This is a genomic window from Terriglobus saanensis SP1PR4, assembly GCF_000179915.2.
In the GTDB taxonomy this organism is placed as follows: Bacteria; Acidobacteriota; Terriglobia; order Terriglobales; family Acidobacteriaceae; genus Terriglobus; species Terriglobus saanensis.
In genome coordinates this window covers 3,599,181-3,618,522 of record NC_014963.1, presented here as the reverse complement: position 1 = coordinate 3,618,522, position 19,342 = coordinate 3,599,181, and the positions used below count along the sequence as shown (strand labels likewise).

Below are 19,342 nucleotides of genomic sequence, written 5' to 3'. Positions count from 1 at the left end.
ACACTACAGAATGATTTGCCCGCTGTCGAAAACGTGACGGACGTTCAGGCTGGAAGGAAACCGTGCGCCGCAAGCACGGTTTCCTCGATCTCCGACGAGTAGATGGGGCAGTGGTTCGCGAACACAAAGGCTTCGAGTTTCCGTGCATGCTCGGAACTGAGAAGTCCCAGATTCTTCAGTGTGGCAATCATGCAGGTTCGATCATCGAAGTGACGATAGCGCATCGACCCATGACTCCATCTGCCCCAGATCAGCACGTCGAGGCCGTCTTCGCCAGGGAAGATCGTCATCCTCACCTGCATTCAGCGAAGCGCGCCGTTCCTTGGTCCAGCCCTGCGGAGGCGAGTCATGGCGCCGAGGGCGGCGACGATCACGATGGCGGCCAGCGATGCGAGGCACAGCCAATCGATCGTGCCCTCGACAGCGCCCCATGCGAGACAGAGATGGCCGTAGGAAGCTGCCAGCCCGAGTGCGCCGACTGCGTGAAGAATCACACGTCCCTGTCGAGAAGGTTCCACTCCGAACAAATCGCGGTGGTGACGCCGCATCGCTATTGCAAGGGCGGCAAAGCCAAACAGCGCGAGGATGAAGGCAAGTCCCATTACTCCGTTCCTTCCAGAATCGTTGGGCCAATCGCAGCAATGGGATCAGCCAAGGCGGGAGGCGCTGGCAAGTACGTGCGCCGTCGCGTCAACATTGCGGCCGTGGCGAACAGTAGCCCAAGAACGAGCGAGACGAAGTCGAACCCGCTATAGAGCGGATCGCCACGCATGAGACTCGCGAGCGTGCCACGTGCAGAGGTTGCTGCATTGACGATTGGAAGCAGAAGAAAGAGAAGCGCCGCAACCCCTAGAACTTCGACCCGGGCTTTGCGCATCGGGCGCGCAGCGGACCAGACCAGCAATAGGCCCCAGCAGCCGAAGGCACACAGGATCTCAACGTTTGCGCGAGAAGCAATGGATAGGGGCAAGAGGCGGTTGGCCCAAAACAAGGCGGCGGTCGCTGCCGGATAGCCCGCAAGCACCGCCACATTGAGAGTTTCGACAATCTGGAAACCTCGTCGACTGTACTCGGGGTCCAAAAGGTTGCGCCGGCGCTTGGCGGTCCAGAGAATGAGGCCGCTCGCAACCATCGCGGTTCCCGTCGCGCCGCAGAGAAACAGCAGCCAGCGCAACGCCGGTCGCGCAAAATGGGCTAGATGCAGGCTGAATATCGCAGTGGCCGCCGCGCTCGTCTGCGAAGTCGGGCCGACCAGGGCGCCGGTGACTCCATTGAAGGTGAGGTTCGCGTTCGGACCGGCGACAAGCCCGTTGAGATGCCGATCAACCGTGATGGTCGCGTTTGTATTGCCCGGATTGGTGACGCGAATCCTTTCAGCGCGCCCGCCCTTCCATACGACTTCAGCCGCACTCAGAACCGTATTGACGGAAACCAGCGGTGCCGTATGACCGCTTGCGGGGGCTGTGTGAGTTCGTGAGATGATCATCTCGAAATAGGGCAGCGGGTTGGAGTAATTCGCGAACATGGCCCATGGCATGAAGAAGAACATCAGGATGGCTACGCCGCTGTAGGTGATCATCAGATGGAACGGCAGCGCAAGGACAGAGAACGTGGTGTGCGCGTCGAGCCGTGAGCGCACTCCCTGTCCCGGACGGAACGTGAAGAACTCGGCAAAGATTCTTCGATGGATGATCAATCCGGTCGTCAGTGCGACCATCAGGCCAAGACTTGCCATCCCGACCACAAGCAGGCCGAGAAATTGCGGCAGGTAGTGGAAGGCGTAATGAAACTGAAAGAAGTAATCGCCGCCCTCGGTGTCTCGTATCACCAAAGGTCTGCCATTGGCGTCGATGGTCGCGCGCCGGTCGGGCGGCAGCCGCTGATCGTCTTCCTCTTCGGTGGGAGCCTCCCCAGGCTTCGGTCTCGCCTGCCAGGTGACATCGGAACCCGGATAGCGGTTATCCGGCACACTGATGGTCCACGTTTCGGCGTTGGGTGCTTTCATTTTGAGAAATGCGACGGCACCGGAAACCGATTTCGCCGGGTCGATAGCGGCCGCAATCTCCGGTTTCATCCAGGTAGTGATTTCCTGCCTGAAGTAAGCCGCGGTCCCGTTGAAGAAGACGAGAAAGATGATCCAGCCAAAGACCAGCCCCGTCCAGGTGTGCAGCCACTGCATGGATAGGCGGAATGTCCTTTTCATGGCCGGCCTTTCACGATGATTAATCCCAAGGTCAGTCCGCCCGCGATGACGGCGATGAGGATAAGCACGAGCCAGGCGCGGGACGGCGAGCGGGCGGAGAATGCCCAAAGGATCGCTGCTACGTACAGAATCGGCGTACACAGGATGGCCGTAGTGGTCGCTTCTACTTTCGCCAGCGGCACCAGGCGCGCCACCAGCATGCTGAAGGCGGTTCCCGCGAAGTAGCCGCCGAACAACGCGGCGCAGACCCGCGATGTCACATCTTTTTTGCGCGCACGGCTTTGAATAGGTAAGTTCAGCTCGACCATGCGTCATGCACTCCGTGAGGGGAAGTGTGTGTAGAGCAAGCGCTCGAACAAGCGCGGAATGAAGTGGCAGTTCATAGCTCTGCCTCGCGGCGGAGCAGGTTGTGATAGACGCCCGTGAGCGCGAGCGTTCCGTGCGAGTCGCCATTCAAGGATTGGCGGACCTCGATGATGGCACGGTCGAGGTCGTACATCAGTACGCGCAAGCCGTCGTCCTTGATCATCGACTGGGTCCAAAAGAAAGAGGACCAGCGCGACCCACGCGTGATCGGATTGACGCGGTGCAGGCTGCTTGCTGGATAGAGGACCATGTGGCCTGCGGGCAGCTTCACGGCATGCTCACCGTAGGTGTCCTCGATCACCAGCTCGCCGCCATCATAATCATCCGGCGGTGTGAGAAATAGAGTCGAAGAAAGGTCAGCACGCATGCGGATGCCGGCGCCTGGGACCGCGCGTATAGCGCCATCGACATGGGAATCGAATTTCATGCCCGCGTCGTAGCGATTGAACAGCGGCGGCAATACGCGAAATGGTAACGCAGCGCTGTTGAACAGTGGGTTGCGGCCCAACGCGCGAAGGATGATGTCGCCGGCCTGCCGCGCGGTTGCAGAACCCTCCGGAAGTTGCAGGTTGTGTTTGGCCTTCGCCGCCAGCTCGCCGGCCGTGGCTTTACCGTCGACCATCTCCGCAGCCTCCATCAGGCTGCGGATGGTTGCGACTTCGTCCTGCGACAGTATCTGTGGCATTTCTATCAGCATGGGATCAGAAACCTCCATGCTTGCGGGGAGAGGCGAGGCGGAGGCCAAAGGTGAACAGGAACGTCCGTCCCGCTACCGGAGTGGCGTAGCCATTGCCGAAGGCAGAGTTGTAGGCCAGTGTGTTGGTCAAGTTGTTCACGTTGAGCCCGAGATGATAGCGCTCGAGGTCATAGGACAGCATCGCTGTGGCAGTCGTTGCGGTGGGAATGTGTAACGAATTGGCGTTGTCCACAAAATAATCGGAGCGGAAGTTGAAGCCGCCACCACCGAGCAGATGACCGTGAAGCGATGGAATCAGCGTCGCCACATCATAGGTGGTCCACAGAGCGATGCCATTTTTGGAGACATAAGGAACCCTATTGCCGATAGCGGATACTGGCGTGAAGGCGCTGATTGCAGAGTAGACAATCTTGTTGTCCATCAAGCTGTAGGAGGCCTGCGTATCCCAGGCGCGCGTGATCTTCCCGGTCAGTCCCAGCTCGATGCCTTGCACGCGGTCCACGTCACCGGTCGTGGTTTGTATGCCCGTTATGGCATCCGTGTAGGCCGTATTATTTTTTTCGAGACGGTACAGGGCTGCCGTGGCTCCGAGGCGATCTTGCAAAAGGCTCCACTTGCCGCCGACCTCGTAAAGATTGGATCCTTGCGGCTTGAGGTTGGGTTGACTCTGCGCCGAAAGGATGGATGAGGTCGTACTGAGCGACGTGATGTTGTTGCCCGACGGTGTAACCGAGCGCGCGAAATTGAAGTAATAGGTTTGATGTAGTGTCGGCTCCCAGAGTAAGGACGCCTTGGGGCTGGCGAACTGCGAGGGCGCGTTGAATATCGTCCCCGATGCGTTCCCGCGGACGCTGTAATGATCCCACCGTACGCCGCCAGAAACAGATAGTTGATGCGTCAACCAGACCCGGTCGCTGATGAAAGGACCAACATCCCAGCTTCTCGAGTTCGTACCCGTGGATGCTAAGACCAGAGAGAATCCCGGCGAGTTCTGATAAATAGGGTTGAGCAATGTCCCCGGTGTTTCAGTTCCACTGGGCGTATAAAATTTCATGCTGGCGTGTTGATAATATTCATCGACACCCGCGACCAATTCATGTCGCATGCCAAGCGTATGGAACCGCACGAGCGCCGTGGTGACGTTCTCGGCGCCGGAACTTTTTGGCGTGTTGCCGCCGACCGGCCAGATCACATAGTTGGTGTTGAGGTTGCCCTTCGACACATCGGTGGCGCAGGTTCCCGCCGGGATGCCATAAAGATAAGAGAGAAGCGGTGAGACGTCGAGGCACAAGCTCGGAGTAAATCTAAGATCGCGCGTGTAATGACCGACGCGCGTATCGTTCGTGAGGGTTAGCCAGTCGCCGAAATGCCCCTTGTAAAGGATTGTGGCGACATCGGCGTCCATCAGATCACGATCGCTCTCGCGGCCATAATAGTTTTTACGAGATACACCCAGTTCCGTGACCGGTACACCGACGACGCCTGTCACCCCGCTGTTCATCGGCACGCCGAAATCGGGTCGTTGATCGCTGTGTTGGTGGAAATAATCCACGACGACTGTCTGGTCGGTTCCGAGACCGAATCCTACGGAGGCGAGAACGCCCCAGCGGTTCGAGTACACGTGGTCACGATCCACCACGTCCTGACCGTTGCCCATGGCAACGATGCGCGCCGCCGTCGTGTCGTTCAGCTGTCGATTGATGTCGAACACGCCGCGCCCATACGGACCTGTGCCGCCGGTTACTTCGTACGAAGATGCATTGCCGAGATGCGCTTTCTTGCTGTCGAGCTCGATCACGCCACCTGTGGTGCCATTGCCGAAGCTCTCGGAGGCCGGCCCCTTGATGACCATGACGTTCTCTGTGGCGAAGCTGTCGCGGACGTAGGAACCGAAGTCGCGCAGGCCATCAACATAGATGTCGCCGGAGGCGTCGAAGCCACGGATGCGGAACTGATCGCCGCTGATTCCGCCGTTACCCTCGCCGGTGGCGACCGTGATACCAGGCACGTACTGCAAAACTTGGTCGACCGTTGTCGCCTGCTGTTGTTCGATCATCACCTGCGAGATCGAGGTGATTGTTTGTGGCGTGCTTTGTAAAGTGTCGGGGAGGCGGCCGACATCCGTCGTGGTCTGTAGCGCGTTGGTGGAGGCAGTGACCTCCACGGTCTCGCTTGCGGGAACAAGTTCCACGACAGCCATCGTCGGCGATGTGACGCGAACCCGAATGCCGGTGTCGGCCAACATCGCATGGAGCGCTTGTTCGGCGGTGAAGCTGCCGGAGACGCCCGGGGAGTGAATCGATCCGATCGAATGGATCGCAAGCGTTATATGAATGCCCGTTTCGCGCTCGAGGGCGCTCACGACATCGCTCAGCGGCCCCGGGGGGATATCGAACCGGCGAACCGTTGACGAGAGATGACTCTGCGAAGGCTGGGTGCCCTGGGCATCGGCCCGTTCCGGAGCGACGAACAGAACACCACCGCCGAGGCTGGCGAGACTGGCAGAGGCAGCAAGGCCGGACAAGACCGGTCGCAAGGTTTGGATCGCTTTCATGAAATCTCCTTGGAGGGATTGGTGTTGTGGAACATGGAAATGGCAACACGCGTCGTGACGAGGCGGATGTGTGTATGCAGCTGAAGCCAAAACCGCGCCATGCGCGCTTGCGGCCTCAGCCGCGCGCACGCAAGCGCATCTCCCTTGGCCGCCGCTGCCTTGAACAGCCTGATAGCTTTGTGCGAATCGCGGGGACCCGCAACGCCCTGATCGAGGGCCAGCCCATAAGCGTAAAGATCTTCTGGCACGTTGCCTGCAGCACAGCGCTCCAGTGCGTTTAGGCCAAGTTGGCGAAGCATTAGTTCCGGTCGCTCCAAGAGGAGAGGCGCAATGCGCCGACGAAACCCGTTATCGCTGATCGCGATGGCGTTCCGAATCAGTTCGTCCGCCGTTTTGTGATGGCCCTGGCTGAAGAAGATGGTGGCGAGATTGTATTGCGCCCAGTGATCGCCAAGCTGCGCCGCCTTGAGATACCAAAATGCCGCACCGGCCAGATCACGCGGTCCCGCCCATCCTTCTTCGAGGAAGCGAGCCAGCGAGTTCATCGCCTTAAGATTTACTTTGCTCGTTCCACTTTCGGCTGCCGCCTTGAACAACGCAAAGCATCGTGGGCGGTTTGCGGCGTCACCCTTGCGCATCAACATCTGGGCGAAATTGACTTGCCCCCACGCATAGCCTGCCACGGCGGCGTTCTCGAACAACTCGGTCGCCCGGTTGAAATCGACGGCAACGCCCCAACCCTGCTCGTAACAGCGCCCAACCATGTTGCGCGCTTCGACATTGCCCTGTGCGGCAGCTTTTTGGAACCAGCCGAATGCGGCTGTAGGATCGCGTTCGACGCCACGCCCGTCGAGCAGCAATTGACCCCATACAATCTGAGCTGCCACCATTTCCGCTTTCGCGGCAGTCTCGATCCATCGCGCTGCATCGCTTGGATTCCGGACCAACATGTCCCGCAGTTCGTCTGTAGTGACTCGCTTCGTACGAATTTGCACGACCCAGCGCGGCGGGATCAGTACGCTGTCCGAGGACGGCACTGAACACGTATCCTGAAAAGTTCGATTTGGCACTCCGCTGCTCCGATCCATCGCAGATGCGATATACGACTGAATGGGTCTGGATTAGATTAGCGAGGAAAGATTTGGCATGCTCCGTGACACTGGACAGTGCCTACGGCCAATCGGACATCACAGTTATCGGACGGACCAGAATGAGCGCGAAAGCCGATGTGCTAAACGGTTAGTGCAAGATTTTTCGGACGGCGAGACGGCAGTTATTAAGGGGCACTTCTCTGCGCTATATGTTTACGCGGCGAATTGCCACAGCGGAAATGATGTATTGCTTAGTGGGATGAGAAATAGCGGCTCGGCAATTGACCCGTGACTCGCTTGAACATGGCAGTGAAAGCCCAGGCTGTTTCATAGCCGAGTTCATCTGCGATCTCTGAAAGCGGTCTATCGTTTGCCATCATCGGAAGTGCCGCGAAGGTGCGGATCTGATCTCTCCACGTATGAAAGGAGAGTCCCGTTTCCTTCAGGAAGAGTCTAGCCAGAGTTCGCGGAGAGCAATCGAGCCGTGTTGCCCAATCTTCCAGCGTCCGCGTGCTGCCGGCGTTCTTGGTTAACGCCGCTTCCACAACCCGCAAACGCTGATCATGCAGCGGTGGCAGGCTCACGGGGTGGAGTGGAGTCCAGTCGATCTCGCCCGAGAAGGTCTTGACGATCTGACCGTCCTGACCACTCTCGTCATATTCGACTGGCATTTCCATCAGCCGCAAGACCAGTTCTCTGAGGAATGCAGAAACCCCAAGCATTCGCGGCACATTCGGAGCAGGGGACGGGCAGAGGTCCTCCCGGATGTAAACCGTCCGGAGTTCAACCGCGCCAATCATGGTTACTTGATGAGGATAGTCAGCAGGCATCCAGACGGCCCGCTGGGGAGGAATGATCCAGCAGCCCAGGTCGGTGTTCACTTTCATCGAGCCGGATGCTGCATAGATGAACTGCGCTCGATCGTGGGTGTGCCACGGACCCTTTGCTCCAGCAAGGGAAGAATGGGCGATCGCCGCTAGCGAGCGGGGCACATGCTTCAGAGATACGAAATGAGGCGAACGCCGTTTTGCCATGACCGTTTTGAAGTAGAGCGCGTCGGATTACGCGGAGCACGCTAGACTGCCTATGGCTATTCTAAACACAGACTGAATCGGTCGCATATGCGGCTGATAAGTGCTTTAGCTGCGGCTGATAAGTGCTTTAAGTGATTGTCATTTGGCGAAGTGCCGCGCGGAGGCACTGACAGACAGCATAAGCAAAGGAGACACGTACTATGCTTCTCGATTTATTGAAGGGCTTGATGATTCCAGCCACTGTAATCGGCATTGAAGACATCACTCCGCACATGCGGCGAGTAACTCTCTCGCATGAGAAATTCCGACGGCTAGAGGTTAAGCAGCCAGGTCAGTGGCTCAGCATCCTCTTTCCTGCCACTGCCGGAAACAAGCAGCAAAACAGGGCTTACACCATACGAGCATTCGATGCGGAGAAGGGCACGATGGCCATAGATTTCGCCCTTCATGGCGATCTTGGATGCGCCTCAGGCTGGGCACTGCGTGCTCGTGCAGGAGACATTCTGCACCTCTCCAAACCCCGCCCTAGTTTTGACGTAGACCTTGGCAAGCATCGGTATGTTCTCATTGGAGACCCCAGTTTTCTGCCTGCGGCGAACGAGATTCTCGCGACCCTTCCAGAGAGTGTGGACGCTAGCGCTTTTATCGAGGTAGCTGACGCAGCCGACGAGCAGCTTCTTTCCACGCGAGCGAATCTTACAGTGAACTGGCTGCACGCGCATGATCGTTCTCCGGGCACCACAGGTCAGCTTGAGCAGGAAGTTCGGCGAGCAAATCTCCAGGTCGAGGATTGTCAGATTTGGCTCGCCGGAGAGTCTTCGATGGTGCGTACGATCCGCAAATATCTCCTTACGGAATTAGGACTGAGCCGTTCGGCGCTTCATGCTGCTGGATATTGGAAACTTGGGGCAGCCGGTCATAGGGAGAGAGGCTGACAAGTTGAAAATTGTCCTTAATCATTAGGCAGTCACTCCTTTGTAGCGAAGTGCTGCCGCTAACCTATTGATCAGAGTCCCACTGAGCAGACCTAGCCTTGTGGCCCTGGTAACAATCGGCCGTTTGTTGAGAGTGTTGAAATCTATTGCTTCGATGGCGTCCAGAATCGCCTCACCTCCACAACGGAAAAGTCGAAGGGTGGATGCAAGATCTGAGTCAACGCGGTTCTCGATGGGCCTTCCAGCAGCGAAGAGAACGCGTGTTCTTCCCGTGAGATCGCGAAGCAGTTCTCGATAGGCCGGGGTAAACTCCCCGACTTGGATCTGTGTTTCCGTAACGCCAAAACGTCGCATCTCGTCTTGAGGAAGATAGATGCGCCCACGTTCCGTGAAATCGGCACCGACGTCCTGCCACATGTTGGCATATTGCAATCCCGTGCAAATCTTGTCTGACAGAGCTAATAATTCTGGGTCTCGATACCCGGAGACGTACAGAACGAGACGGCCTACTGGATTCGCGGAACTGTCGGAATAGGCGGCTAGATTTTCGAGCGCTTTATACCCTAGGAGGCCTGGTCACTCCGGAAGCTGACGAGAAGATGGATAAACGGTTCACGCGGAATACCACACGCATGGATGGTCTCAGCAAGTGCAATGAGGACGGGATGCCTCACGGAGGCTGGAGAATCATAAATCTCGTGAAGCATCTGTTCCCACTCGTCGAGAAGACTAAGGGCCAAAAGCGGATCGCCTGCCTCGTCCGAGAGATCATCGGACACACGGCAATAGGCATAGATCGAAGAAAGGTGGACGCGAATCCTTGTAGCCAGAAGCCAAGTGGTGACGTGAAAGTTTTCGTAATGCGACTCTGCGAGCGCCTTACACCATGCGCGCGCATCCTGGAGGTTCGGAGCAGTGGCTGGTTCGACAAACGCCGGAGGGGCACCCTGAAGCCGTGTGTGCGGCGTATTGAAAATCATCGATGAAGACCCAAGTGTTTGAGAGTCAATTTCCGTTAAGATAGCCGGTTTGATACCCGGAGGCGGGGTTCGCGAGCAGACCATTATGTTTCTGGCCAATGTATCTTCGTCCCAAAGTGGCGATTGCTCTGATGACTGTGCTTCGGCTGCCCTATCTCCCAAAGGCGAGGCTCTTTTCCTTGAAGGCGCCGCGAACACATTCGCGAAGGAGTCGATGCGCAGGATCGGCATCTGATCGCGGGTGCCATACCTGAAAGATCGTAACGGGTTCCAGGTTTAAGGGTATGCGGAAGGTATGGAGTCCAAACAGCGAAACTGCAGAAGAAGTAAAGTATCGTGGCACAGCGGCGACCAAATCCGAGGTTGCAGCTGCTACTAAAGCTGAAAAGAACGACGGAACCCAAAGGCCGATCGTTCTACTCAAGCCTAGTTTTTCAAGTTCAAAATCGATCGGACCTCGCGGTTTGCCCATCCGACCCGAGGAGATGTGTTTGTGACAAGCGAACTTCGCGGCTGTAATCTTTTCTCGCGCAAGAACATGGCCAGCCCTCACCGCACCGACGAACTTCACTTGATCTAGCATCTGCACCTTGATCTCGGGTCCAGCCATACTCCTTGAGACGATGTCGAGGTCGACGCTTCCTTCGCGTAACGGTTCTACACTTTCGTCTGGTCTAGCGAGGAAGCGCACATTCATCTGCGGAGCCTTTTCATTTAGCCGATCCAAGATTTTGGTTGCGAACGCGCCCGCGAATGATTCGTCGGCACGAATAGTAAAAGTTCGTCTCATGTCGGCAAGTGAGGCAGTCGGTCCTGAGTGGACGATGGAACGGGCCTCATCTGCTAAAGCCTGGATGCGTGCTTTCAACTCAAGCGCTTTGGGCGTAGGTACAAGGCGCCTGCCTGCCCGAACAAGAATCGGATCGCCCATTAGCTTGCGGGCCCGTAAGAGCGTTCGGCTCATCGCCGGGGCGCTCAAGCCCATCCTTTCTCCTGCGATGGTCACGCTCTCTTCCCTCAATAGAACATCCAGCGCAAGTAGTAGGTTCATATCGGTGGATTGCATAGAACGCAAGTATACATTTACCGCGAGACCATTTTGTAATTAACGCCTAAGACTTATCGTTCTTCTAGACAGCGACGATGCTGTCCAAGAGGACGATTCGAATGTCAACAACATCTACCGCTGCTTCGTCTAAGATGCCTCGCCTATTCCGAGGCCGACGCACCCTTGTTTTCGCGATGCCAGTACTGCTGCTTGGTGTATTGGGACTCTACCTTATCTTCACGCATGGCCAAGTCAGCACCGACGATGCTCAAGTGGACGGTCGACTTGTCCCGGTGTCTCCAAAGATCAGCGGCTATATCAGCGAACTCCTGGTGGATGACAACCAGATTGTCCATAAGGGAGCGGTGATCGCCCGCATTGATCCGCGCGACGCACAAGTTCGTGTGGATCAGGCCTTAGCTGCTCTCAAAGTTGCGCAGGCGCAAGCTGCCTCTTCCCTAAGTGATGTTCCCCTCACTGCCGGAGTAACCGGCAGCGCCGTCGCAGGCGCGGAGGCAAACCTTGCGGATGCAAGGGCGGAATACGCTCGCGCCCGTGCCACCTCCGAGAAAGCGCATCACGCGGACACTTCTTTAATATCGGCAAACGTGGCCGACCGACAGGCCAACTATGAGCGGACTCGTGCAGACCTTGCACGAATGAAGGATCTCGCAGACAAGCATGAAATCTCCCACCTACAGTACGACCGGTTTGTAGCGGACGAGCTCATGGCTAAGAGCCAGCTCGAAGCCGCGCAGCAGAGTTTGGCCTCTCAAGGGGGAACAGCTCAGATCAGCGACGCTATAGTGCAAGCTGCAGCTGCGCGTGTACAGCAAGCGCAGGCCCAGTTGTCCGCAGCGCATACCAATCGCGGACAGGTCGGTATGCGTAGCCAAGACGCCGATGCGATGCAAGCGGCGGTCTTGGCGGCTCATGCGAACCTCGATGCGGCGAAGCTTCAAGTCTCTTACACGGAGATCATAGCTCCGCAGGAAGGCAAGGTTACGAGGCGAACGGTCGAAGCCGGTGCCTATGTTGCCCCCGGTCAAACCCTCCTCACCTTGGTTCCTACCCGCGATGTTTGGGTCACGGCGAACTTCAAAGAGACTCAGCTCCGCAATGTCCACGGTGGTGAGCGTGTCGAGGTGAAGGTGGATCAACTGGGACGGACCTTCTCTGGGCATGTTGCTTCCGTCTCCAATGCGACGGGTTCTCGCCTTTCTCTGCTTCCCCCCGAAAACGCCACAGGCAACTTCGTGAAAATTGTGCAACGTATTCCGGTTAAGATCGCGCTCGATCCAGAGGCTGTAAGTTCTAACGCTCTGAGCGTTGGAGCGAATGTTGACGTAACCATTCACACCCGCTGAAGCGGCATTCGAGATCGGAACCGATATGGCAACCACAGCGATAGCACTTCCAGGACCGTCAGAGCGACACGTTAGCCCGTGGCTCCTCGCCGCCACGGTGCCGCTCGCCGCCTTCATGGAGTTTCTGGACACCACGATCGTGAATGTGGCAGTGGAACATATTGCCGGCGATCTATCCTCAAGCGTTGACGAGGCAACGTATGTGCTCACGTCCTACCTTGTGGCGAACGTAATCGTGCTACCGCTCAGCGGTTACCTTACTGGCCTGCTCGGCCGTAAGAACTATTACCTCTGGAGCGTCGTAATCTTCACGATTGCCTCGGCTCTTTGCGGTCTGGCGCCATCGCTTGGCTTTTTGGTGTTCTTTAGAGTGCTTCAGGGGCTCGGTGGAGGAGGGCTTCAACCTCTCTCCCAGGCGATTCTCATGGACGCTTTCCCACCGGAAAAGAAGAGTACGGCGCAATCGCTGTTCGCCGTTGTGGCGACGGTTGCGCCGGCCATTGGGCCTATCGCGGGCGGTTGGCTCACCGACAACTACAGTTGGCGTTGGATCTTCTTCATCAACATTCCGATCGGCATCTTCGCCTTCGTCGCAAACTCACGTCTCATTCAGGATCCCCCACATATCGAGCGATTTGCACCACGTAGCAGGAAGTTCGATTACCAGGGGTTGACGTTTCTTGCCGTGGGGCTGGGGTCTCTGCAATTCGTGATTGATCGCGGTCAGGTACTTGATTGGTTCGGATCGATCACCATCACCACGTTTTCGATCCTCTCGGTGGTGTCGCTTATCGCGTTTGTGGGATGGGAATTAACCCATTCCCATCCTGTAGTGGACCTGCGCCTTCTCGCGAACAAAAACTTCTCGCTTTCGGTATTCGCAATGCTAGTCTTTGGCTTCGTCTTCTACGCCGTGACCTATCTGCAGCCGCTGTTCTGCCAGCAGATGCTGGGGTGGACAGCGACATCGGCGGGTCTCGCCCTATCGCCAGGTGCACTCGTGTTTTTTGTATTCATGCCGGCGATGCCACTTCTCATCAAGCGGATGACGCCTCGCTACATGATCGTGCTGGGTTTTCTGATGCACGGCGTAGTCTGTTTGATTTTGGTCCACTCAAATCTTCATGTTCCCTTTGGCAGGGTACTGGGAACACGCATCTTCGAGATCGTGAGCGTCGTTTTCCTGATGATTCCGATCAACGTAATGGCCTACGGATTTCTGGTCAAGACGAAGATAACAAGCGGGAGCGGTCTACTCAACCTCGGTAGAAACATGGGAGCCAGCTTTGGTGTTTCCATGGCTGCGGCAATGTTAGCCCGACGCGTCCAAACGCACCAAAGCATGATGGTGAGCCATCTGACTCCGGCGGACCTGGCCAATCGCGCCGTCATGAGTTCCAACACGCAGTTACTGGTTCAGCACGGTTGGTCATATGTCGATGCGAAGGTGGGCGCAATTGCGCTGGTTGCTCGTGTCGTGGAGCAGCAGGCGATGATGCTTTCCTACATCGACATCTTCTGGGTTCTTGCGGTTGCATCGTTCTTGGCCGCACCCATTCCACTGTTGATACGCAGCAAGAAGAGCACTGGTCCGGTGGAACTACATGTCGAATAATGACCAGCCTTGCCTGCGAGTATTTGTCTGCGTGACCACACGTACGCGAGGCCGGCAGTGTTGTGCCAGCTCAGGAAGCGCAGAGATCATTCCTGCTCTTCGGACGGAGTTGGCACGCAGAGGCCGGGCTGCCGCGCACATTGATGTTCGTCCTTGTGGATGTATCCATCACTGTGATGAGGGGCCAACGCTCATCGGCTTCACCGGTGAGATTGCAGAAAACCCTCGGCCGCCTATGGAATTGAGTGAGCAGTTTCTCGGCCGCTCCGATCTAAACCTGACGCAAGTGAGCCTGGATCAGGTTCGCGCAATCGTCGACAAGCTCTTAGGACACAATCATGACATCCACGTTCGTAGTTAAGAAAACTTCCTTGCTCGCATTCGCTATTGTCTCTCTATTTGTGGGCATGCATCATCCTCTACACGGGCAAGCGATGGAGGAGCGGAACATCACCCTCGTGGAAGCGGTTCATCTCGTCACGACGCAGAATCCCAACGTTCAGATAGGTCTCATTGACGCCGCTCTCGCCAGGGAAGATCAGCGTCGTGCCCTTTCAGCTTTGCTTCCGCAGGTTAGCGTGGGCATGAATGAAAGATTACAACGCATCAATGTAGAAACACTCATCGGCACGAGATCTGGCTTTCCTCAGCATGAAGGCCCGTTCCAGGCCGTGAATGTCGGCACGAGCTTTAGTGTTCCCTTGTTCAATGCAGCTAATTGGCAGCATTACCGTGCTCAGGGAGCCAATCGTTCTGCAGCCGTTGCCGACGCCAATAGTGTGCGCGAACAGATCGTGACCCTCACGGTGACCCAATACCTGCTTTGCGTCCGCTTGGCAGCTACAGTGAACGCGGCAGAGTCACAAGCGGCTTTGGCGGACCGGCTCTTTCAGCAAGCCTCTCATCAGGAGTCTGCAGGAGCGGGCACAGGTCTCGATACGCTACGAGCCGAGCAGCGGCTCAAGGTACAGCAGCAGGCGTTAATCGTAGCCCGAGAGGACTCAGAGACGGCGTTGTTCGGGTTGGTACGTTTGCTCAGTCTGCCGCCTTCGACGAATGTGGTCCTCATCGATCAAGATGCTTTTGCAAACAAAAAGGTGTTCGCACCTGAGGAGGCATCTTTAGAGGCGGCCTATGCACAACGTCCAGAAATGATTGCCGTAAACGACCGGTTGCGGGCTGCCCACCTCGAAGGATCGGGGGCACGCGGTGAGAGACTTCCCACTCTGTGGATCAATGGTTCATGGTCTGAAGAAGGAAAACAGCCGGGTAACGCAATCCCGGTTTATCAGTACCAAGCCTCTCTCTCGATCCCTGTGTTTACAGGCGGACGGATACGCTCGGAGATCGCTTCTTCCACCCTTCGAATCAATCGACTGGAAAGAGAGAAGTCCGAACTGCAGAATCAGATCGCGCTTGAGGTGAAGACTGCATCAGCAAGGCTTAAGGCCGCATTGGAAGAAGTCTTGGTAGCTGATGCGGGTCTGAACCTCGCGCAGCAGGAAGTCACGCAGGCCCAGGATCGTTTCCAGTCCGGCGTGGGAGACAACGTCGAAGTCGTTACAGCGCAGGACATCCTCGCCCGAGCCTACGACGGACAAATTGCTGCGCTGTACAAAGAAAATCAAGCGCGGGCGAATCTTGCGCGGGCGCTTGGCCACATTGAAGAAACCTATAGGAAATAGGGGCATAGCCGTCTGGCATCACCCTTGATGCCAACTTCTAACGCTCCTCAGCACAGCGGAGGGCTAAATGAGGACACAACGTAAGAACGAACTCGTAACCCTGCCGCGCAAGGCGGTCTCAGCCGTGTCCGCCGAATCAAGCGTGTGCAGAGCACTCGATCTGCTTCTGAACAAAATGATCGAGGTGTATCTGGATGCGGAGAAGGTTCATTGGTATATCAAACTCAACAAACTGGAACGCGAGCCACGCGGCGCTGCAAAGCTAATGTGCGGAAACATCCTTTCATCGATGAAGCTCGTTGCAAAGCTGGAGTGTCAATTTAGTGCCGCAACTGTGGCTCGCTGCAACGAAGTGATCGATATAGCAGAGAGACGTGTGGCCGATCTCTAGGGATCACATCACTCCGGAAGGCTGGCCACTAATGGGGATTGATTAACAACGTGGGATGACAGCACGGCTCAAAACGCCCATTGGAAAAGGAGAAACTGAACCTTGAAGAGCAAAGAGAAAGAAGCGACTCGAACGCAGCACCTAGACGCAGGCTACGTTCACCGCGCCAATCTTGCGTTCGAAGTCCTCTTCCAAGGGAAATGGAGAATCCAAATTCTTTGCGCCATGCGATCGGGCCCGATCCGTCTTGGACAATTGGCGAGGATCATGCCTACCGCATCCAAAAAAATGCTGACACAAAACCTAAGAAAACTCGAATCCGAAGGCATCGTTATCCGTAAGGACCTGAGCGATCTTGTCCTTCATATCGAATATGACCTGAATGAACGAGTGAGAGAGAGGGTCTGCGCCCTCTTGGATCACTTAGTAGAGTGGGGCAACTTTTATCTTGACGTATCGAGAAACGACCGGTCATAGCAATCTGGTGGAGAACGAGTCCGCGACCAAATCGCTGTCATCCACGGCATGGGCATCCCCTCAGACGGATACTCAAGTATGTTGGATATCATTCGCGAGTAGCGGTCTCATCACGGACAAGAGGGCTGGGCCGGGGTCGACGTTTGGCGGGACAATAAGCGGTGCTGTGGGTGACTCACGGAGCCAAAAGCAGCCATCCGTTGTCCCGGTTTTCGTTACGTGTCTTCCGGTTCACCGTCACGGCGACGTTCCTATGTGGGCAGCGCGTATCGCACAAGTTCATACCCGCTTCCTACTTCTTCCAGATTGATCTCGATCACCTCATTGACTAGCCCCGTCATGCCAATCGCATCCAAGACAATGCCAAAAAGTTCAACTTCGATCTTGGCGGTCATTCGGTCGGGGCCATTTACGCAAACCAGCCCCGCATGTATTGGAACGTCTGCATACTGCCCGTGAGAACCTGGTTCATGGGCAGAGCCTCGAAAATCTGTGCTGTTCCGAGTGACGAAGATCCAGTCGTGGTCCAGGATGAATTGCTTCAGTTCCCAGTCCTTCGATCCGCCTTTGCCGAGCCAGGTCACATGCGAGCTTTCGACAAAGCCGCGCTCGCGCGCGAGCAGCGCCAGATCAGGGCTGAGGCATTCGTCAATCAGGAACTTTGGAACCACCTCAACCTGCAATCCGCGTCTTGAGGTTGCCCCGCCTCATGCTCAAGACCGGATAGTCCCTGCGCTTGGGGCGACCCCGCTGAGGCACGGCCTTCGCGTAGATGGATGCGAGTTCCACCTGAGATTCGGTCAGACGCGGATACATCTCCAGAATCTCCTTTAAGGGTGTTTCGGCGTCGAAGAGCGCGGCCACGCTGTAGACCGGAATTCTGGTTCCACTAATCACTGGAGTGCCGCTCAGAATCTCTGGGTCTTCCACTACCATCTCTTCGGCGTCGGCGAGCCTGTGCAGTCGATGATCCACGCTCTTCCACAGATCGTCGAAGCGGACGGTTAGAAAATGATCTCCCACTACGAAGTCTTTCCACTGTTTCCAGGTTGAGGGATGAACTGCTGCATCGCGAATGGTCTGCAACCTGGCGGATGCCGTCAACCAATCCGCCGTCTCGTAATAGAAGGCGATGAAGAGACAGGCATCGGTGCGGAAGGTACGCACGGGCGAGGTGCTGTACCAATGATCCGGCAGAATCCTATCGTCAATGACCCGATTGATCTGGGGCAGGGAAACGCCCGCCGCAACCGCCGCTTCCGTTGTCGTCAGGTTTTCCATGAGTTGATTCATTCGCCACCTCGATCCGATTATAAGTCTTCATGGGCTCCTGAAGATTTAATTCCTGACCGGTGACGCGTGGTTGAAGGTCAGCGTAAAGCCAAGCTGGGTTGGTTCCCCGCGGACCAACCCATGCCCACTTCGGTGTGCTATTGCTTTGTGGCATTTTTGTGGCAAATACCGCCGTTTAGGCCGGTTTTGCCGGTTTTGCCGTCAATTATCCCCTTTGCCGTCAATAACTTAGCTTTGGCACGGCACCTTCACACGGTGGAAGTCGTAGGTTCGAATCCTGCTGTGCCCACCATCAGATCAACAACTTAGAGCAACGATGCCTTCCCAAGGGCGCAAATGGGCACAGAGAGGGCACAAAACCCAAATCTGACTGTTCTCGCGTCTCATCGATGCGCCATCTCCCTTTCCCGCCCAAACAGAACGTCCACGACCTTACTCTGCGCCTGTCGCTTCTTCTCCATCCGAGCGTGCGTGTAGATCTCCATGGTGGTGTTGATCTTGGCGTGGCGCATGAGCTCCTGAACCACCTTCACATCGTCTCCATATTCCGACAGCAGCGGAGGAGAGGGAAACCGAGGTTCTGCTCCACAACCTCAGAGAGCTAATCCAGACTGCTCGGCAACGAGCTTTGCGGGCCGTCGACGCCGTTCAAGTGCAGACTTGCTGGGAGATCGGCCACCATATTTTGTGGAATTTGAGCAGGGTGGTTCTGCTCGCGCCGAATACGGCAGTCGTTTACTCCAAACCCTCGCTGCGTCGTTGGCTGCAGAATTTGGACGAGGCTTCGATACGTCGAATCTGCGCTATATGCGGCTGTTTTATCAGGCTTTTCCAATTCGTGACGCATTGCGTCATGAATTGAGTTGGACCCACTACCGAACGCTCCTGCGAGTAGAAAACGAAGCCGCGCGGTCCTTGTATATGAAGGAAGCGGCGACTCGGGGCTGGACGCCCGGGCTTTGGAACGACAGATCAACACGCTCTATTATGAACGGCTCCTCGCGAGTTCAGATCGAGCTGCCGTCACAGAAGAAGCGAAGGGAGCGATCGCAACTCTGCAGATCCCACGGGATTTTGTACGCGATCCCGTGATGCTCGAGTTCCATTGGTCTTACTGGCGTGGGGAGACTTCTTGAAGCGGATCTCGAACGTACCCTTCTGGATAATCTGCAGGCATTCCTTCTTGAACTTGGCGGAGGCTTCGCATTTATCGGACGGCAGTATCGCATCAGCACAGAATCGAAGGACTTCTATCTAGACCTGGTCTTCTACAACTACCTGCTCAAATGTTTTGTGCTGTTCGATCTCAAATCCGGCGAACTGACGCATCAGGACATAGGGCAGATGGATATGTACGTACGCGTGATGGATGAACTCAGGCAGGATCCCGACGACAATCCCACCGTAGGGGCATCCTTTGTGCGCAAAAAGATGCATCGGTGGTTCGCTACTCCGTTCTTCATGACAACGAACAGTTGTTCGCGAGCCATTGTAAGCTGGTTCTTCCTTTAGAAGAAGAATTGAGAAATGAACTGGAACGCGAGCGTGCTCAACTATCGAGCACCAAGGAAGACAGAGATCAAGGACAATAAATTCTTTTGGTCCA

Annotated in this window: 22 protein-coding genes; 8 read left to right on the top strand and 14 right to left on the bottom strand. The window is 56.2% G+C overall.

What is annotated here, in order from left to right; all coding sequences use genetic code 11:
* Nucleotides 1-44: 44 nt before the first annotated feature.
* From ACIPR4_RS14500 to ACIPR4_RS14465, 8 genes are all read right to left on the bottom strand, one after another.
* Nucleotides 45-290, bottom strand: coding sequence for a hypothetical protein (locus tag ACIPR4_RS14500; protein ID WP_013569410.1), 246 nt, complete (start codon nucleotides 288-290; stop codon nucleotides 45-47).
* Between the two features lie 12 nt (nucleotides 291-302).
* Nucleotides 303-602, bottom strand: a complete 300-nt coding sequence (locus ACIPR4_RS14495; protein WP_013569409.1) for a DUF3325 domain-containing protein — start codon at nucleotides 600-602, stop codon at nucleotides 303-305.
* A complete protein-coding gene (locus tag ACIPR4_RS14490) occupies nucleotides 602-2,203 on the bottom strand; it encodes a PepSY-associated TM helix domain-containing protein (protein WP_013569408.1) in 1,602 nt (533 codons plus the stop codon). The genes ACIPR4_RS14495 and ACIPR4_RS14490 overlap by 1 nt, the downstream gene beginning before the upstream one ends.
* Nucleotides 2,200-2,511, bottom strand: coding sequence for a DUF3649 domain-containing protein (locus ACIPR4_RS14485; protein ID WP_013569407.1), 312 nt, complete (start codon nucleotides 2,509-2,511; stop codon nucleotides 2,200-2,202). The genes ACIPR4_RS14490 and ACIPR4_RS14485 overlap by 4 nt, the downstream gene beginning before the upstream one ends.
* A 71-nt stretch (nucleotides 2,512-2,582) precedes the next feature.
* Nucleotides 2,583-3,266: a Fe2+-dependent dioxygenase gene (locus tag ACIPR4_RS14480; RefSeq protein ID WP_013569406.1), complete on the bottom strand. Its 684-nt coding sequence runs from the start codon at nucleotides 3,264-3,266 to the stop codon at nucleotides 2,583-2,585.
* A gap of 4 nt (nucleotides 3,267-3,270) precedes the next feature.
* On the bottom strand, nucleotides 3,271-5,820 hold the full coding sequence (locus ACIPR4_RS14475; protein WP_013569405.1) for a TonB-dependent receptor: 2,550 nt from the start codon (nucleotides 5,818-5,820) through the stop codon (nucleotides 3,271-3,273).
* Nucleotides 5,817-6,857, bottom strand: a complete 1,041-nt coding sequence (locus ACIPR4_RS14470; RefSeq protein ID WP_013569404.1) for a tetratricopeptide repeat protein — start codon at nucleotides 6,855-6,857, stop codon at nucleotides 5,817-5,819. The genes ACIPR4_RS14475 and ACIPR4_RS14470 overlap by 4 nt, the downstream gene beginning before the upstream one ends.
* 305 nt (nucleotides 6,858-7,162) lie before the next feature.
* Nucleotides 7,163-7,945: an AraC family transcriptional regulator gene (locus tag ACIPR4_RS14465; protein ID WP_013569402.1), complete on the bottom strand. Its 783-nt coding sequence runs from the start codon at nucleotides 7,943-7,945 to the stop codon at nucleotides 7,163-7,165.
* Between the two features lie 200 nt (nucleotides 7,946-8,145).
* On the opposite strand from ACIPR4_RS14465, the gene ACIPR4_RS14460 reads away from it, so the two are divergent.
* Nucleotides 8,146-8,880 (top strand): siderophore-interacting protein, encoded by a 735-nt coding sequence (locus ACIPR4_RS14460; RefSeq protein WP_013569401.1) that lies wholly within the window; start codon nucleotides 8,146-8,148, stop codon nucleotides 8,878-8,880.
* Between the two features lie 24 nt (nucleotides 8,881-8,904).
* Here the strand turns inward: ACIPR4_RS14460 and ACIPR4_RS23345 are convergent, their stop codons facing one another.
* The 3 genes from ACIPR4_RS23345 to ACIPR4_RS14450 form a co-directional block, all read right to left on the bottom strand.
* Nucleotides 8,905-9,375: a squalene/phytoene synthase family protein gene (locus ACIPR4_RS23345; protein ID WP_281047450.1), complete on the bottom strand. Its 471-nt coding sequence runs from the start codon at nucleotides 9,373-9,375 to the stop codon at nucleotides 8,905-8,907.
* 68 nt (nucleotides 9,376-9,443) lie between these two features.
* Complete coding sequence (locus ACIPR4_RS23340) at nucleotides 9,444-9,860, bottom strand: phytoene/squalene synthase family protein (RefSeq protein WP_281046811.1); 417 nt, start codon at nucleotides 9,858-9,860, stop codon at nucleotides 9,444-9,446.
* A gap of 151 nt (nucleotides 9,861-10,011) precedes the next feature.
* Nucleotides 10,012-10,926: a LysR substrate-binding domain-containing protein gene (locus tag ACIPR4_RS14450; RefSeq protein ID WP_013569400.1), complete on the bottom strand. Its 915-nt coding sequence runs from the start codon at nucleotides 10,924-10,926 to the stop codon at nucleotides 10,012-10,014.
* 176 nt (nucleotides 10,927-11,102) lie between these two features.
* On the opposite strand from ACIPR4_RS14450, the gene ACIPR4_RS14445 reads away from it, so the two are divergent.
* From ACIPR4_RS14445 to ACIPR4_RS14420, 5 genes are all read left to right on the top strand, one after another.
* A complete protein-coding gene (locus ACIPR4_RS14445; RefSeq protein ID WP_187290190.1) occupies nucleotides 11,103-12,275 on the top strand; it encodes an HlyD family secretion protein in 1,173 nt (390 codons plus the stop codon).
* 25 nt (nucleotides 12,276-12,300) lie between these two features.
* A complete protein-coding gene (locus ACIPR4_RS14440; RefSeq protein ID WP_013569398.1) occupies nucleotides 12,301-13,890 on the top strand; it encodes a DHA2 family efflux MFS transporter permease subunit in 1,590 nt (529 codons plus the stop codon).
* A 338-nt stretch (nucleotides 13,891-14,228) separates the two neighbouring features.
* A complete protein-coding gene (locus ACIPR4_RS14430) occupies nucleotides 14,229-15,575 on the top strand; it encodes a TolC family protein (RefSeq protein ID WP_013569396.1) in 1,347 nt (448 codons plus the stop codon).
* Between the two features lie 67 nt (nucleotides 15,576-15,642).
* Entirely contained in the window at nucleotides 15,643-15,966 is a 324-nt protein-coding gene (locus ACIPR4_RS14425) for a hypothetical protein (RefSeq protein ID WP_013569395.1), read from the top strand.
* A 102-nt stretch (nucleotides 15,967-16,068) separates the two neighbouring features.
* On the top strand, nucleotides 16,069-16,443 hold the full coding sequence (locus tag ACIPR4_RS14420; protein WP_013569394.1) for a winged helix-turn-helix transcriptional regulator: 375 nt from the start codon (nucleotides 16,069-16,071) through the stop codon (nucleotides 16,441-16,443).
* 251 nt (nucleotides 16,444-16,694) lie between these two features.
* Here ACIPR4_RS14420 and ACIPR4_RS14415 read toward each other — a convergent pair whose 3' ends face one another.
* The 3 genes from ACIPR4_RS14415 to ACIPR4_RS22555 all read right to left on the bottom strand — a co-directional run bounded on the left by ACIPR4_RS14415 (nucleotide 16,695) and on the right by ACIPR4_RS22555 (nucleotide 18,269).
* A complete protein-coding gene (locus tag ACIPR4_RS14415) occupies nucleotides 16,695-17,114 on the bottom strand; it encodes a DUF5615 family PIN-like protein (protein WP_013569393.1) in 420 nt (139 codons plus the stop codon).
* Between the two features lies 1 nt (nucleotide 17,115).
* Nucleotides 17,116-17,736, bottom strand: coding sequence for a DUF433 domain-containing protein (locus ACIPR4_RS14410; protein ID WP_013569392.1), 621 nt, complete (start codon nucleotides 17,734-17,736; stop codon nucleotides 17,116-17,118).
* Nucleotides 17,737-18,119: 383 nt separating this feature from the next.
* Nucleotides 18,120-18,269, bottom strand: a complete 150-nt coding sequence (locus ACIPR4_RS22555) for a hypothetical protein (protein WP_187290189.1) — start codon at nucleotides 18,267-18,269, stop codon at nucleotides 18,120-18,122.
* Nucleotides 18,270-18,423: 154 nt separating this feature from the next.
* Between ACIPR4_RS22555 and ACIPR4_RS23180 the strand changes: the two genes are divergently transcribed.
* Nucleotides 18,424-18,828, top strand: coding sequence for a DUF1016 N-terminal domain-containing protein (locus ACIPR4_RS23180; RefSeq protein ID WP_245536355.1), 405 nt, complete (start codon nucleotides 18,424-18,426; stop codon nucleotides 18,826-18,828).
* 27 nt (nucleotides 18,829-18,855) lie between these two features.
* Nucleotides 18,856-19,248, top strand: coding sequence for a PDDEXK nuclease domain-containing protein (locus tag ACIPR4_RS23175; protein ID WP_245536354.1), 393 nt, complete (start codon nucleotides 18,856-18,858; stop codon nucleotides 19,246-19,248).
* Nucleotides 19,249-19,342: the final 94 nt, after the last annotated feature.